Source organism: Bacillus mycoides, from assembly GCF_018742245.1.
In the GTDB taxonomy this organism is placed as follows: Bacteria; Bacillota; Bacilli; order Bacillales; family Bacillaceae_G; genus Bacillus_A; species Bacillus_A cereus_U.
Genome location: NZ_CP036132.1, coordinates 1,333,487 through 1,347,647, shown reverse-complemented (window position 1 = coordinate 1,347,647; position 14,161 = coordinate 1,333,487). Strand labels below are relative to the sequence as shown.

Below are 14,161 nucleotides of genomic sequence, written 5' to 3'. Positions count from 1 at the left end.
AGATGAACGCCTCCATCTTCCTCATTGTTCTATCTTTAATCACTACCACTAACGAAAAGATCTTCTTGAATATAAGCTAATACCATACCTGGAATTACTTTATCCCCTGCCTCTACTTCTAAAGATTGAACTTCTCCACTACATCCCATCTTAATTACTTCCAGTTTACCATTCATATCTTTAATAGAGAATAATGGCTCCCATTCATAAATTCGCGAATCCTTATTAATAGACACTTTTTCAATTATTCCATAACACGGACTCGTAATAATATCATAATACACAATCAATCATCCCTTTCTTTTATTCTATTAATATTGTTCTTCTAACCTTTGTGACTGAAGAATCATATAGAAAAAGCTTTGAAGCTCTTCTATATCTTCTACCTCAATTCCTAGCCTTGGTGCCCAATATTGTTCCTCTCCAATATCTTCTTGACTTAATAAAACCATTCTCCCATTTTGAATTGAGGTAACCATCGCTTTTCCAAGAAACTGTTGCGAATACGTAACAGCTATATCGTAACGATGACTATTCGACAAAATGCAATAATAGCCGATTTGTTGTCTCTCCACTTCTTCTAATAAAATATCCAGTTTCATTTGGTCCCTCCTTTAGGTTAAAAATGCAACTAGCATATTAGACGTGCTATTCCTATAACTTTGCAACCACCTTCAATGAAATGCTTTTCAAGTTCAACTGTATTATGTTTTCTGCTTGGATTACGACAATAACACCCCGCTTTTATATTTTTACTAATTGTACAAAGCAATAATTGTGCCAAATGAAAATACTATATTGACCATCATTTATCAGCCATCCTCCCTAGACTTGCCCCTCTTTCTTATGAATCGTTGAATGAATTATGCAATACTGCATGATTGCCCAATCTTCAAAGCAAAAAACATCGGATCCATTCCCGATGTCTTTTGCTTTTTTATCCCGCTATTTGTGGGCAGTAAAACTCCCACCTCAAAATTCGGCTGGAGCACAGAAGTTAGGTGGGAGCCCTGCTGCCTGTAAACGCCCGATTGGTGAGGGCTAATAATCAGTGGGGGATGAACAAAACCCCCACTGATTATAGTTTCACTTTATATTTCCTGTACTTCTTCAAAATGCATTTGCGGAGGAGCTGAACGAAACATGTTCGTAATATATAGAAGGTAACCAATTCCAATAGCAGCCCAGCAAAGTCCCAAAATAAGTGAATGGATATTGAGATTAAACCATAGTACTGCTACAGTAGCAGCACCCAAAATAGGCATAACTAGGTAATTTAAGAAATCTTTTATCGTTTTATATCTTTTTTTCTTGATTATATAGTAAGAAATCACAGACAAATTAACAAATGTAAATGCAATAAGCGCTCCAAAGTTAATAAGAGATGCTGCTGTTTCTAAATCAATGAATATAGCGAAGAGCGAAATAATTCCTACAAAAATAATATTATATACTGGAGTTTGCCAGCGAGGATGAATGTATCCGAATATTTTCTTCGGAATTACATTATCTCGCCCCATTACGTATAGTAACCTGGATACACTTGTATGAGAAGCTAAACCGGACGCAAGTGTCCCCATAAGGGTTCCTACTAAAAAGAAAGCTTGAAATAATTTCCCACCAACATATAGTGCAATTTCTGGAGATGCTGATTCTTGATTTTTAAATACAGATGTATCTGGAAACATAGATTGTGTAAAATACGTAGTAGTAATGAATAAAACTCCACCGATTAAAGCAGTAAGAAAAATAGCTCGAGGAATTGTTTTCTCCGCGTTTGGTGTCTCTTCAGAAAATGTAGTTACTGCATCAAAACCTAAAAACGAGAAACAAAGAATTGTCGCACCTGCAACTAACGGTGATATTTGTATATCTGATTGAAAAAACGGCTGAATGGAAAAGATTTCTCCTGTTCCCTCTCCCGATAATAAGCCTTTTATAACTAGAAAAACAAACACGACCATTACTAATACTTGAAATATTACTAAGAAAGTATTGAAATTAGCAGTAGCATTTACGCTAATCATGTTTATTAATGTAATCAGGAGAACAAAGCCAATGACCCATACCCAATTAGGAACACTTGGGAAAAATGCTGACATATAAATTCTCGTTAATAGTGCGTTCACCATCGGTAGAAACAAATAATCCAATAACGCGGACCATCCAACAAGAAACCCAAGCCTTGCACTAATGGTCTTCTGTGTATACGTATAGGCAGATCCTGCGGTAGGAAAAACCTTTACCATTTTGCCGTAGCTTGCCGCGGTAAACAACATCCCTGCTAATGCAATAAGATAAGCTCCTGGAACATGACCGCCCGTTTTTTCAGAAACGATTCCAAATGTGTCAAACCCAACCATCGGTGTCATATACCCGACCCCTAGCATAACAATTGACCAAAGCCCTAATGAACGTTTTAAACCAACTACTTTTCCCACCTATCATTCCTCCTACTTTCTCTATCTAATTTCCATTTAAAAATCGACAGCTAAAAGGAAGCGCTTTCAAATAACTATATATATCACACCGAGTATTGCCTCCCTTTTCGTTACTTTTTAAATATTCATGCAATTTTTAAGCCAAAATTTCTATAATTTAAAAATTCAATACTAAAAAGAACATATAGGTAGAGTTTGGTCTCTTTTCTTCTCATTTTTTATTCATTTTGGCATAAGTTATTCAATCTCTCATACGACTAAATATGAAAAATAAAACTTTAATCCTTGTTTTTTTATTCCCACTCCCTCAAAAATTGGGCTTTTACAAGATTAAAATATTTCCATGAAATAATAACATTATGTAAACTATTCATAGCAAAAAAGCTGTCTTTTCTATAAAGACAGCTTTTTCTACAACACTATATTAAAAATTGAATACGAAGTCATCGTCTGCTAACTTTTCAACATTCGTTGCTTTTACGTAACCATTTCCTTTTACAGAGAAGAAGTCATGATTTTTCGTATCTGTACGTAAACCATTTAAAACGATTGGATTAATTTCTTCTTCTTCAAACTTCGGCTCAAGCCCTAAGTTCATAAGTCCTTTATTCGCATTGTAACGAACGAAACGATTTACATCCTCTACAAGACCGATAGAAGTGTAAATTTCTTCTGTATATGCCAATTCAATTTCATACAGTTTCATTAATAACTCTTGCGTTTCCGTTTGTACTTCTTGTTGCTCTTCTACAGAAAGTTCCGCGAAGATTTGTTGTGCTAAAATACCAACGAATACGCCGTGAATGGACTCGTCACGAATTATTAAGTTAATAATCTCACCACTTGCCGTCAATTTGCCTTGACCTGCTAAGTAAAGTGGATAGAAGAACCCACTATAGAATAAGTAACTTTCTAAGAACACACTTGCTACCATTGCCATGTATAACTCTTTTTTCGTTACTTCAGGCTTTAATAAACGACGATAGTAACTAGTAACAATACCAGCTTTTTTCTCAAGTAATGGATGGTTATCTACCCATTCAAAAATATCATCAATTTCTTCTTCAGTAGCTAACGTTGTGAAAATATGACTGTAACTCTTCGCATGTACTTCTTCCATAGCGCCCATGAAAGCTAATACACTTTTCGCTTGTAAATTTTCAAGATGAACAAGTACAAGAGGCATCCCTTCGCCGCCTTGTTTCGTATCTAAAAGTGTTAAACCACCTAATACACGCTTATAAGCAATTTGCTCTTCTTTTGATAATTGTGCCCAAGTATTTTTGTCAGAAGACACTGCGATTTCTTCTTCTGTCCAAAACTGAGCGATGTTTTGCTTCCAAAACATTAAACTAAAATCATCTTCTTTTTTGTTCCAGTTTACCGCACGCATTAAATCGCCCCTTCTCTAAATAAACATAAAAAATTGATAACTAAGCATGAGCAGGGTTCAGAAAAACCCTGCTCATAATGTCTCACTTTTTATATTAAACAGTACAAGCCACGCACTCTTCCACGCTTAACTTACGTGTTCTCGTATAATAAAGACTCTTCAGGCCTTTTTTATGTGCATAAATGTAGTAACGTGCTAATTCACGTGTTGAAATATCACTATTAACGTAAAGAATTGTACTAATTCCTTGGTCAATATGTTCTTGAATTTCTGCGATTAAATCAATTAGTTTAAACTGATTCATATCGTAAGAAGATTTATAGTACCAGAACGTATCTTTTGATAAATACGGCATTGGATAATATGTTGTCGCATTCGCATACGTTCTTGATTCAATTTGACTTACGATTGGCATTACGCTTGAAGTTGCATTTTGAACGTAACTGATCGATTGTGTCGGAGCGATTGCAAGACGATATGAGTTGTATAAACCATTCTTCTGTACTTGCTCTTTTAAACTTGTCCAATCTTCTTTTGTTGGAATATGAATTCCTTCAAATAATTGCTGAACTTTTTCAGTTACTGGGCTGTAATCTGTCATTTCATACTTTTCAAAGTATGTGCCGTTTGCATAATCAGACTTATCGAAGTCTTTAAATGTTTCGCCTTTTTCTTTAGCAATCTCCATACTTTTCTCAATCGAGTAGTAATTTAACATCATAAAGAATGTACGAGCGAATTCTTTCGCTTCAGCACTTTCATAAGCGATTTTATTTTTTGCTAAATATCCATGTAAGTTCATTGCTCCAAGTCCAACTGAATGAAGCTCATCATTTGCTTTTTTCACAGTTGGGGCATTCGGAATGATCGTCATATCAGAAACAGCTGTTAAAGCTTCCATTCCCGCATGAACAGCTTCACGAATTTCTTTATTTTCCATTACGTTTACGATATTTAACGATCCTAAGTTACAGTTAATATCACGGCGGATAATGTCTTCTGTACCGTAATCATTTATTTCAGAAGTTTCTTGAAGCTGGAAGATTTCTGTCTCGAATGTTCAACCGAGTTCGCTACTCCTCAGTCCGTTGCTCATGCAACTGCTGTATGTCACCATACAGGACAGACTATATCACCACCTACAGCATTACCTGGTTAGGTGCTCCGCTTTTCGAACGCCAATCGCTTGCGCTCTACTCCCAAATGGGATAGTCGTTAGGCTTTTACTTATCTTAATCTTTCAGAAAGTCTCTTATTACTTTATGTTGTTCAATAACTCTGCTATACAAAATAATAAGATACATTCTGAACTTTTATATTTTCATTCTAAGATAAGATTTAGCACGGTAGGTTACCTCAAACTTGAGGCTTTCCCCGTTTAACGGAGTTTTCGACTAGCATTTCTACTAGAAGGTGCTACATATTTAACACAAGTTCGACATCTTCACAGTTCCAATATCCTTCAGTGGATGTTGGTTATTTGCATTTGATTTAAACATTAAGTATGGATAACCAGACTCAAGCTGAATCATAGCAATTTTAATAAGCATATCACGCGCACTAATATCTAGTGGCTTCTTCTTCACTTTCGGATTGCTCATTAATTCATCGTACATTTCGTCGATATCTATATCATCTAAATGTTTTCCGTACTCTTTAAATACTGTATAAGGCGCGAAAACATGGAAAGGTTCGTTTTTCTCAGCAAGCTCAAAGAACTTACTCGGAACGATAATTCCGATTGATAGAGACTGAATACGGCTCTTCTCATCGGCATTTATTTTTTTTGTATCAAGGAATTCAATAATATCCCAATGGAAAATGTTTAAGTATACAGCGCCGGCACCTTTTCGTTGGCCAAGTTGATTCGCATATGAAAACGAATCTTCAAGTAATTTCATAACAGGTACTACACCACTTGCGGCGTTATCAATACCTTTAATTTGCTCACCACGTGCGCGTAGCTTAGATAAGTTTAAAGCTACTCCACCACCGATTTTCGATAATTGCATTGCAGTATTAATGTTAAAGCCGATTGAATTTAAGCTATCATCCATCTCTAACAAGAAACAAGACACCATTTCTCCTCTTCTGCTTCTTCCCGCATTTAAAAAGGTTGGTGTCGCTGGTTGGTAGTTTTGTTTTACAATCATGCTTGCGAAGTGTTTTGCCTTCGCAACATCACCGCGTCCTAAGTATAATGAAACAATTGCTACACGATCTTCATAGCTTTCTAAGTATTGTTTTTGATCATTCGTTTTTAACGCATAATCTTTATAGAACTTAGATGCTGCCATATAAGATTGGAACTCGAAGTTTTCACCATAAGAGATGTTATAAACTCCTTCTACTTCCTCCAAGCTATACTCGTCCAGAACGTTGTAATAGTAATCATGTTCTTTCATATACTCCATTCGCTCTGCCACGCTATTAAAATGAACGGTATTCTCTCTAGCTTCTTCCATAAAGACTTCTAATGCCTCTTTATCTTTATGAAGCTGATAAAAACCGTCCTGCATTTGCGTGATTTCATTATTCAGTTCAATGTGTCGCAATCTCCCGCACCCTTTCTTTAAAATATTCTACATCATTATTTGTTCCAGATAACTCAAATTTTGATACAATAGGCACTTCATATTTAGTAGAAATTTTGTCAGCACTTGCACCAAACATGTCTCCCCAATTACGATTGCCACTTGCAGATACGCCTTTTAATTTTTCATTATTGCGTTCTAAAAAGTCTAAAACACGTTCCGGTACATTTCCAAAACCTGTTGTATACGTAATAAGAATAAAGTCTTCATCTAATACTAGAGCTTCATCAATTTGAACGGCCGGCATATTTAATTTGTGGATGAAACGCTTCACGTTTCCTGTCATAGAATCATATGCAACTAACATTTCCGACCCTCCCTCTCCAATCTATATTCTCTGTATGTCGTTTCTTGATTTCTCTATATATTGTATTACGTTTCAAAATAAGACACAAGATATATGTATAAATTCTTTCTTTTTTTAACTTTTACTTTTCGACATGACCGTCGATTTTTTTCAATACAAAGACTATGAAACAACATTCTAAAACTCATGTCAATAAAGTGCTTTTCAAAAAAGTTGTCAACGAATTTAACCTTATTTTTTAAAAAGTTAACAATATTTTTTGTCATAAAACAGTAAATGCTGGAGTAATATATTTCTCCAGCATCACGCAAAAAAGAACAGACCTTAAACGATAATCTGTTCCAAAAAACGATTACATTTATCAATTTTACTTTATTAAATATTTATACATACTCTTTCGTTCCTCGTTACATACTAAAAGATAACTATTATAGAAAAAGATTATTATTATGGAACTTCAATTTATTTATGAAAAAAATTATTCAGGGTGCTCAATACGCAAAATATCTTTTACAAATATATGATGTGGATTCTCATCTTTATCAAGCATTGTACATACAGGAGCTTCTTCATCAAAGTATACAATCATTCCTTCTACGTACTGATATGTATGTTGAACTTGTACAGTTACTTTAATTTCTATTGCTTGCTCATATGCTCTTTTTATTTTCCGAAGCATTTTTGCTGAACGTTTTCGTTTCTCTGGATACATAACCATTCCCATAAACCTATTCCCAGCTCTATCTTTCCACATGTAATCCCAATGTGGCAATATGCCTTGTTTAAAATCCCCCATAATTCTCCTCTCCTTTATCTTCTATTTATGAACGTGGTGTTTCTGAATATGTATAAATTACCTGTCCACCGCGCTGTGCGTTCCCGATAATATGTTTAAAATCTTCTCGATTTACAACAACTTCCCTGAACGTATAAAATACATCTTTCGTCGCAACATACTCCTTTATTTCACCATTTTTCAGCTGATCCAAAATTGCATTTGCTAATTGTTTATCCATGTATTTCACCTCTCTGCAATAGTTTATTTTATCGCATCTTCTATAGGTCGACAACGGTAAAATTATCCCGTTACTATTATGTAATTCACTTTCATTATTTTTATAGCTATATCACTTTATTATATTCGCACTAAATATCATATACTAACATAGCTACTTCTCTATATCAAACTTTTTGGCGCTCTGTATAACAAAGTTCCAAGCCACTGTTTGTTATTTTATTTTATGCTACAATATATACATAGAACTAGGAGGGATACTATGATTCGGAAAGCAAAAAAGACAGATGCGGTAGGAGTAGCACCTTTACTGTATGACGCTCTGCACGAAATTGCTGAAAAAATCACAGGTAGCACAATTGAAGCAAAAGTAATACTAGGACTTGAAACATGGTTCGCAAAAGAAAATAATCGATTGAGCTATGAAAACTGTTTAGTGGCTGAACAAGATGGAAAAGTAGTTGGAGTTATTGTCGTTTATCACGGTAGTGACGCTGAGCAACTTGATGCACCAATCGTACACCACTTAAGAGAACTACATGAAGATGAATCCATTACGTTAGAAAAAGAAGCTGAACTTGATGAGTATTATATTGACACGTTGTCAGTTTCAAATATGTACAGTGGACGTGGCATTGGCTCTAAATTAATCGATGCAGCTGAACTTCATGCAACTGAAAAAGGTCATGAAAACATTGCCTTACTTGTTAATTTAGAAAACAAACGCGCTTTTTCACTATATGAAAAACTTGGTTATAAAAAAGATACAACCGTTATGCTCGTTGGCGAACCGTATGCCCATCTAATAAAACCATTACGGTCATTGGTTTCTATATCTTAAAAGGACAATTCTTTTTTGCTTGTTATGTAGAGAAAGAGGCTGCCAAAGGGACAGCCTCTTTTAAGTTAATTTTGTATTTAATACATTTCCATCCATCGCCTCATGAAATGTATACGTTGTACATCCCCATGGCTTCCTATGGAAAATAGGCGAACCAGACCACCCCATTGCCCTCAGTTCAGTCCCAATCATCGGATTAAAATAACTATGACCTACAAGGGCAATACGTCCATGTACGAGCGCATAGCGGTGCAACATATTAGCAGCTTGCCTTGCTCTTTCTCGTACTTCCTTATAAGACTCAACATCTTTACTATAACCAGCTATCCATCGTGTACGTCCAATAAACATCCATACATTAGGTTTACATTTCAACCATTTTGGAGAATAAAAACTCGTTGGAACTTCAGCTTCCCTAAAAAGAGGATTTTGCACAAAAGATAAAGAATCCGTTAATTCGGCTGTTGATCGCGCAGCACGCCGCTGATCACTCGTTACGATCAAATTCGCTGATTCAATCATCTCAATTGTTTCAATTGGTATAGGAATTTCTTTTACTGTAGTCCCTAAATCATATTGCTTCATCCATTCACGAAATGAAATAATTGTCATTGGCTCTATAGTACTGTCCAAACGACCATGACGAATAAAAGAAATTCGCATTCTTTCCACTCCCCATTCATCACTTACGAACTATATTACGTACTATTTCTTATTGCCATCATACCATGCATAAAAAGAAAGTTATATATCCCCACCACTATCATGTGTTATCGATGTGTGCACACCATCCAGTCCATCAAAATATGTAGTTGTTTCATGATGACGCACTTTCTTCAACTGTATATAAGAAAATAAAAATAATAAAATCGCTATAAAGCTCCCCACAACTTCAAACATCATTTTACCGCCCCTAATTCCTCCCACTTTAGTAGGTTATTGTATCTTTCATTATACTCCTATATAAAGATGTATGCACTTTCATCATTCCTCCCCTAAACAATGTATGCACTTTCATCATTCCTCCCCTAAACAATATTTTTTTACATATTTTCTTACAAAAAGTGAATTTTTTTCGTTTTTTTGCTTTGGAAACATTTACAAAGTAGTAAATATAGTTCAAAATAAGAGGAAATAAAAAAGCCCAAATTATTCTTTTTTTGGGAAAACTGGAACAAGGAGAGTTGCTTATGCAGATCGCAGAAACTGGAGATATCATCGAATTTAAAGGTGGCATGCAAGGCCGTGTTCAAAAGGTAAATCAAAACTCTGTTATTGTTGATATAACAATTATGGAGAATTTTAGAGAACTAGATATGGAACCTCTTACAGTTGTAAGTCATAAAAACTATACTGTCATCAATCAAAATGCATAATATAATAGAAAGAAAGGATCTGTATGTTATACAGATCCTTTCTTTCTATTATATATTAACGATTATCAATTGTTTCTGGATATAGATCATGGTTCATCATGCGGTAGTCTGCCATTTGTTCATACTTCGTTCCTGGGCGACCGTAGTTGCAGTATGGATCGATCGAAATACCACCACGTGGTGTAAATTTCCCCCATACCTCAATATAGCGTGGATCCATTAATTTAATTAAATCATTCATAATAACGTTCATGCAATCTTCGTGGAAGTCACCATGATTTCGGAAGCTAAATAAATATAGCTTTAAAGATTTACTCTCTACCATTCTTTGTTCTGGAATGTAGCTAATATAAATTGTTGCAAAATCTGGTTGTCCTGTTTTCGGACATAAACTTGTAAATTCAGGACAATTGAATTTTACAAAGTAATCACGGTTTGGATGGTTATTATCAAATACCTCCAAAATTCCCGGGCTATATTCAAACAAATATTTTGTATTTTGATTTCCTAATAATGTTACATCTTTTAAATCTTCATCTAATCTTCCTGTCATTTTAAACATCCCTTCTCATTATACCCCTCGTTTATTTCCCCATACTAACGCATGAAGCTGAGGCAGTACTTTCGCATCATTCATTTCTTTACAATTCACAGCTTTTTCAATAAGCCATTCATATTTTTCTAATAAGTTTTTTATAAGCACCGCATCATCCACTGTTTTCGTATCATTATTTCCTACTTGTAAGAAAAATGGTACATTCGGATAACGATCGTGCATCTTAACTGCATATTCAAAATCTTGATCATCGAATACTACTACTTTTAAACTAAAATCTTTCTCTGCTAGTTTATGAATAACAGAATCTAACATCTGAAAATCTGTTTGCATTGCCGAACTTGGTGGTTTTGGAGAAATCGTTATCTCATCAATTTGAAGCAACCAATCTTGCCATTTACTCCCTTGCGTTTCTACCGCTGTTCGCATTCCATTCTCCTTTAATATAGAAAGAAGAAATTGCATATTTTTCAGCAAAACAGGATTTCCACCCGAAATCGTAACATGAGAAAAATTTTCTCCACCAATTTCTACAAGCTCATTCCAAATGTCTTCCGGTGTCATTTGTTTAATTTGATCTTTGGCCGATCCATCCCATGTAAAAGCAGAATCACACCAAGCACAGCTATAATCACAGCCCGCTGTACGGATAAACATCGTCTTTTGTCCTACAACCATCCCTTCTCCTTGAATGGTCGGACCAAATATTTCTAAGACGGGGATTTTACTCATCGAGCATCCACTCCCGTCTTACTTCCGCATAACTAGTTGGCGTCTCAAAAAGACGAACAAATTCAACACGAGCTCCCTTGTATTCGTTCGCACGATTATCTTTCGTTAATGCTTCTGCCATCTTTTCATAAATCCAAACGACCATATTTTCAGCAGTCGTATTCATTTCTGGCAATGTTTCGTTTAAATAACGATGATCTAAATAAATTTCTATTTCATTTTTCCAAATTTCTTTTATATCTCCAAAGTCAATTGCAAGGCCTATTTCATTTACATATCCGCTAATTCCAAATACGACTTTATATGTGTGACCATGTAAATTTTTACATTTCCCTTCATAGCAGTGTAAATGGTGCGCTGCATCAAATGTAAATTCCTTGCTGACCATTACTCTTTTATTATGATATTTGAGTTGTTCACGCTGAATATCCTTGTCCATTTTTTGCAAATTTTCTACGATGCGAAATCCAAAAAAGTTATCCATTAGTTGCTCGCTCCTTCGCGTTCTTGTAGATACGTATCTAATCCTGCTTTACGAAGTTGACATGCTGGACATTCACCGCAACCATCACCAATGATTCCGTTATAACATGTTAATGTTTTTTCTCTAACAAACTCAAATGCTCCAAGTTCATCAGATAATTTCCATGTCTCTGCCTTATCAATCCACATAAGTGGTGTATGAATAACAAACGGATAATCCATAGATAAATTTAATGTAACGTTTAATGATTTCACAAACACGTCACGACAATCTGGATAACCACTGAAATCAGTTTCACATACACCCGTTACAATATGACGTGCTCCAACTTGTTTTGCTAATACAGCCGCAAATGATAAAAACAGTAAATTTCGTCCATCTACAAATGTTGATGGTAATTCACCTTCTTCATGTGTAATCTCCATATCCGTTCTCGTTAACGCATTTGGAGCAAGTTGATTTAATAAACTCATATCTAGTACCGTATGTTTAATCCCTAACTCTTTCGCGATTTCCACTGCACAATCAATTTCTAACTTATGACGTTGATTGTAATTAAACGTTACAGCTTCCACTTCTGCAAACTGTTGTATTGCCCAAAATAAACATGTTGTACTATCTTGTCCACCACTAAAAACAACAACTGCTTTTTCTTTTTTCATTTCACTCATTCTCCTTCTCTACTACGAATAAGAAGAAAGAACGTTCTTGAACTGTCACAATAAAAAAACAAAACAATACCTAATGATATTGTTGTTTCCATAGTTTTTTATAGAGGGAGTTCGCGAACCTCTCCCATGCAGTGCACGGAATTTCTTCTTTCATTGACAAAGATTATTGTAACATATTGTATACTACCAGAAAAAATTTCTGATTTTTTCCTCTATTTCATATTTCATTTCTTTCATTTTATAGTATGATTAATTTAATGTTAGAAGAGAGGAGACATCCCACTGAAACTCTTTATTATTTATCTCTTTTTAAATATATTATCCATCCTTGTTACAATGCTTTTATATCATTTATTTTGGAATCAAAAAGGGAAACGCTCTCCTAAATTAAATTCAGCTATGTTTATTGTATTATGTTGCCTCGCTACCATACTATGTATCACTTTCGCAGCAAAAACAAACTATGGATTTCAATTTGATATGCGTCATATCGTATTAATTGTCGGTACATTAACAGGAGGTCCTATTGCCGGTGCTTCCATCTTAGCTGTATTAAACATATATCGCTTTTTATTAGGAGGGATAGGTGTTTTCCCATCCTTTATAGCTTCGGTTCTACTATTCATTGTTCTACTATTAACATACAAACTGTTTAACCGAAGTTCTAATCGTATAAAAATAGCACTCGCTATCTTTTACAGCCTCATATTCGGATTTGGCTGGATACCATTTTTCCTTTCAGAGGTTACAAATACGGCAGCTTATATACCACATATTATCGTGTACGAACTATGTACGATGCTCGGTACAATCCTTATTCTATATTTGCTACACATATTACAAACGCAAGTTCGTCTCCAAAATGAACTTATGAATGCTGAAAAATTTCATTTAATCGGTGAAATGGCAGCTTCTATCTCTCATGAAATTCGCAACCCTTTAACTTCAACGAAAGGATTTTTGCAACTTTTACAGTCAGATACATGTTCTGAGAAGGAACGAAAATTATATATCGACATAGCCATTAATGGTATCGAACAAGCAAATCATGTTCTTACAGACTACTTAACTTTTGCAAAACCGAGTATTGAAAAAGAACAACAATTACAAGTAGAGGAAGAATTACTCCATGCGTTATCTTTAATTACACCTCTCGCCAATTTAACAAATGTTCGTATACATTACATAAAACAAAGTACATCCTTCTTTATAGCTGGTGAAAAGCAAAAGCTGAACCAATGCCTATTAAATATTTTAAAAAACTGTATTGAGGCTATGCCTAACGGTGGTGACCTTATTCTTACATTAGTTCCAGATCATAAACATATACAATTATATATAAAAGATACAGGTATTGGTATGGATCAAGAACAAGTAAAACGCCTCGGGTCACCTTTCTACTCGACGAAAGAAAAAGGGACCGGACTGGGGATGATGGTCGTCTTCAGTGTTATTCAAGCAATGAATGGAAAGGTTGACATTATGAGTGAAAAAGGAACAGGTACAACATTTTTATTAACTTTCCCGATCATACAAAAAACGTGATGAAGTTCATCACGTTTTTTCTGTTCCTTCAACTAATTCTGCAAAAGCTTTCACCTTTCCATGCGGCTTTTGATTTTCTTTCCGAGCTTTCCAAGCGCGCTCTTCTTCTCTCTTTTTCTTTGACATACTTTTCAACTCCTTTTTCTCTTCCTCATGTAGTATTCCAAAATAAGAAATAAAACTATGCATGAGTAAAAAAGGAAAAA

General features: G+C 35.0%; 18 protein-coding genes, 1 pseudogene and 1 riboswitch. Of the genes and pseudogenes, 3 read left to right on the top strand and 16 right to left on the bottom strand.

Annotation, left to right across the window (positions count from 1 at the left end; translation table 11 throughout):
• Positions 1–35 precede the first annotated feature (35 nt).
• The 9 genes and pseudogenes from EXW56_RS06815 to EXW56_RS06775 all read right to left on the bottom strand — a co-directional run bounded on the left by EXW56_RS06815 (position 36) and on the right by EXW56_RS06775 (position 7,751).
• The gene (locus tag EXW56_RS06815) at positions 36–284 is read right to left on the bottom strand and encodes a biotin/lipoyl attachment domain-containing protein (RefSeq protein WP_002149602.1); all 249 of its coding nucleotides are present in this window, start codon (positions 282–284) and stop codon (positions 36–38) included.
• A 27-nt stretch (positions 285–311) separates the two neighbouring features.
• Complete coding sequence (locus EXW56_RS06810; protein ID WP_002149603.1) at positions 312–602, bottom strand: SAV0927 family protein; 291 nt, start codon at positions 600–602, stop codon at positions 312–314.
• Between the two features lie 489 nt (positions 603–1,091).
• Positions 1,092–2,441, bottom strand: a complete 1,350-nt coding sequence (locus EXW56_RS06805; protein WP_215597325.1) for an APC family permease — start codon at positions 2,439–2,441, stop codon at positions 1,092–1,094.
• Positions 2,442–2,865: 424 nt separating this feature from the next.
• Positions 2,866–3,834, bottom strand: coding sequence for a class 1b ribonucleoside-diphosphate reductase subunit beta (nrdF, locus tag EXW56_RS06800; protein WP_002202689.1), 969 nt, complete (start codon positions 3,832–3,834; stop codon positions 2,866–2,868).
• 94 nt (positions 3,835–3,928) lie between these two features.
• The gene (locus tag EXW56_RS06795; protein WP_332306798.1) at positions 3,929–4,879 is read right to left on the bottom strand and encodes a ribonucleotide reductase large subunit; all 951 of its coding nucleotides are present in this window, start codon (positions 4,877–4,879) and stop codon (positions 3,929–3,931) included.
• A 382-nt stretch (positions 4,880–5,261) separates the two neighbouring features.
• Positions 5,262–6,389: pseudogene (locus tag EXW56_RS06790) on the bottom strand (ribonucleotide reductase N-terminal alpha domain-containing protein); the annotation flags it as partial.
• A complete protein-coding gene (nrdI, locus tag EXW56_RS06785) occupies positions 6,376–6,735 on the bottom strand; it encodes a class Ib ribonucleoside-diphosphate reductase assembly flavoprotein NrdI (RefSeq protein ID WP_000959445.1) in 360 nt (119 codons plus the stop codon). The gene nrdI and the pseudogene EXW56_RS06790, both read right to left, overlap by 14 nt.
• Before the next feature lie 478 nt (positions 6,736–7,213).
• Positions 7,214–7,531, bottom strand: a complete 318-nt coding sequence (locus EXW56_RS06780) for a hypothetical protein (protein WP_215597324.1) — start codon at positions 7,529–7,531, stop codon at positions 7,214–7,216.
• 25 nt (positions 7,532–7,556) lie between these two features.
• On the bottom strand, positions 7,557–7,751 hold the full coding sequence (locus EXW56_RS06775; RefSeq protein WP_002149609.1) for a hypothetical protein: 195 nt from the start codon (positions 7,749–7,751) through the stop codon (positions 7,557–7,559).
• Positions 7,752–8,012: 261 nt separating this feature from the next.
• On the opposite strand from EXW56_RS06775, the gene EXW56_RS06770 reads away from it, so the two are divergent.
• The gene (locus EXW56_RS06770) at positions 8,013–8,591 is read left to right on the top strand and encodes a GNAT family N-acetyltransferase (protein ID WP_002201237.1); all 579 of its coding nucleotides are present in this window, start codon (positions 8,013–8,015) and stop codon (positions 8,589–8,591) included.
• 60 nt (positions 8,592–8,651) lie between these two features.
• Here EXW56_RS06770 and EXW56_RS06765 read toward each other — a convergent pair whose 3' ends face one another.
• Both EXW56_RS06765 and EXW56_RS06760 read right to left on the bottom strand, forming a co-directional pair.
• Entirely contained in the window at positions 8,652–9,254 is a 603-nt protein-coding gene (locus EXW56_RS06765; RefSeq protein ID WP_199659852.1) for a histidine phosphatase family protein, read from the bottom strand.
• A gap of 81 nt (positions 9,255–9,335) precedes the next feature.
• A complete protein-coding gene (locus tag EXW56_RS06760; RefSeq protein ID WP_033706566.1) occupies positions 9,336–9,494 on the bottom strand; it encodes a hypothetical protein in 159 nt (52 codons plus the stop codon).
• A 287-nt stretch (positions 9,495–9,781) separates the two neighbouring features.
• On the opposite strand from EXW56_RS06760, the gene EXW56_RS06755 reads away from it, so the two are divergent.
• Positions 9,782–9,967 (top strand): YkvS family protein, encoded by a 186-nt coding sequence (locus tag EXW56_RS06755; RefSeq protein WP_001165081.1) that lies wholly within the window; start codon positions 9,782–9,784, stop codon positions 9,965–9,967.
• Positions 9,968–10,022: 55 nt separating this feature from the next.
• Here the strand turns inward: EXW56_RS06755 and queF are convergent, their stop codons facing one another.
• From queF to queC, 4 genes are read right to left on the bottom strand one after another with little or no spacing between them, the layout of a single operon-like run.
• On the bottom strand, positions 10,023–10,520 hold the full coding sequence (gene queF, locus EXW56_RS06750) for a preQ(1) synthase (protein WP_002201240.1): 498 nt from the start codon (positions 10,518–10,520) through the stop codon (positions 10,023–10,025).
• Between the two features lie 18 nt (positions 10,521–10,538).
• Positions 10,539–11,255: a 7-carboxy-7-deazaguanine synthase QueE gene (gene queE / locus EXW56_RS06745; protein ID WP_002201241.1), complete on the bottom strand. Its 717-nt coding sequence runs from the start codon at positions 11,253–11,255 to the stop codon at positions 10,539–10,541.
• A complete protein-coding gene (gene queD, locus EXW56_RS06740; RefSeq protein ID WP_002011526.1) occupies positions 11,248–11,739 on the bottom strand; it encodes a 6-carboxytetrahydropterin synthase QueD in 492 nt (163 codons plus the stop codon). Before queD ends, queE begins: the two co-directional genes overlap by 8 nt.
• Positions 11,739–12,401: a 7-cyano-7-deazaguanine synthase QueC gene (queC, locus tag EXW56_RS06735; protein WP_002158728.1), complete on the bottom strand. Its 663-nt coding sequence runs from the start codon at positions 12,399–12,401 to the stop codon at positions 11,739–11,741. The genes queD and queC overlap by 1 nt, the downstream gene beginning before the upstream one ends.
• Positions 12,402–12,494: 93 nt before the next feature.
• A riboswitch (PreQ1 riboswitch) is annotated at positions 12,495–12,538 on the bottom strand.
• A gap of 208 nt (positions 12,539–12,746) precedes the next feature.
• On the opposite strand from queC, the gene EXW56_RS06730 reads away from it, so the two are divergent.
• On the top strand, positions 12,747–13,955 hold the full coding sequence (locus EXW56_RS06730) for an ATP-binding protein (protein ID WP_002201242.1): 1,209 nt from the start codon (positions 12,747–12,749) through the stop codon (positions 13,953–13,955).
• A gap of 9 nt (positions 13,956–13,964) precedes the next feature.
• Here the strand turns inward: EXW56_RS06730 and EXW56_RS27540 are convergent, their stop codons facing one another.
• Positions 13,965–14,081, bottom strand: coding sequence for a DUF6254 family protein (locus EXW56_RS27540; protein ID WP_000038354.1), 117 nt, complete (start codon positions 14,079–14,081; stop codon positions 13,965–13,967).
• Between the last annotated feature and the right edge of the window lie 80 nt (positions 14,082–14,161).

Coding starts and splice junctions, on each gene's coding strand:
- EXW56_RS06810 (WP_002149603.1), bottom strand. CDS start 602: ATGAAACTGGATATTTTATTAGAAGAAGTGGAGAGACAACAAATCGGC.
- nrdF (WP_002202689.1), bottom strand. CDS start 3,834: ATGCGTGCGGTAAACTGGAACAAAAAAGAAGATGATTTTAGTTTAATG.
- nrdI (WP_000959445.1), bottom strand. CDS start 6,735: ATGTTAGTTGCATATGATTCTATGACAGGAAACGTGAAGCGTTTCATC.
- EXW56_RS06780 (WP_215597324.1), bottom strand. CDS start 7,531: ATGGGGGATTTTAAACAAGGCATATTGCCACATTGGGATTACATGTGG.
- EXW56_RS06775 (WP_002149609.1), bottom strand. CDS start 7,751: ATGGATAAACAATTAGCAAATGCAATTTTGGATCAGCTGAAAAATGGT.
- EXW56_RS06770 (WP_002201237.1), top strand. CDS start 8,013: ATGATTCGGAAAGCAAAAAAGACAGATGCGGTAGGAGTAGCACCTTTA.
- EXW56_RS06765 (WP_199659852.1), bottom strand. CDS start 9,254: ATGCGAATTTCTTTTATTCGTCATGGTCGTTTGGACAGTACTATAGAG.
- EXW56_RS06760 (WP_033706566.1), bottom strand. CDS start 9,494: ATGATGTTTGAAGTTGTGGGGAGCTTTATAGCGATTTTATTATTTTTA.
- EXW56_RS06755 (WP_001165081.1), top strand. CDS start 9,782: ATGCAGATCGCAGAAACTGGAGATATCATCGAATTTAAAGGTGGCATG.
- queF (WP_002201240.1), bottom strand. CDS start 10,520: ATGACAGGAAGATTAGATGAAGATTTAAAAGATGTAACATTATTAGGA.
- queE (WP_002201241.1), bottom strand. CDS start 11,255: ATGAGTAAAATCCCCGTCTTAGAAATATTTGGTCCGACCATTCAAGGA.
- queD (WP_002011526.1), bottom strand. CDS start 11,739: ATGGATAACTTTTTTGGATTTCGCATCGTAGAAAATTTGCAAAAAATG.
- queC (WP_002158728.1), bottom strand. CDS start 12,401: ATGAAAAAAGAAAAAGCAGTTGTTGTTTTTAGTGGTGGACAAGATAGT.
- EXW56_RS06730 (WP_002201242.1), top strand. CDS start 12,747: ATGCTTTTATATCATTTATTTTGGAATCAAAAAGGGAAACGCTCTCCT.
- EXW56_RS27540 (WP_000038354.1), bottom strand. CDS start 14,081: ATGTCAAAGAAAAAGAGAGAAGAAGAGCGCGCTTGGAAAGCTCGGAAA.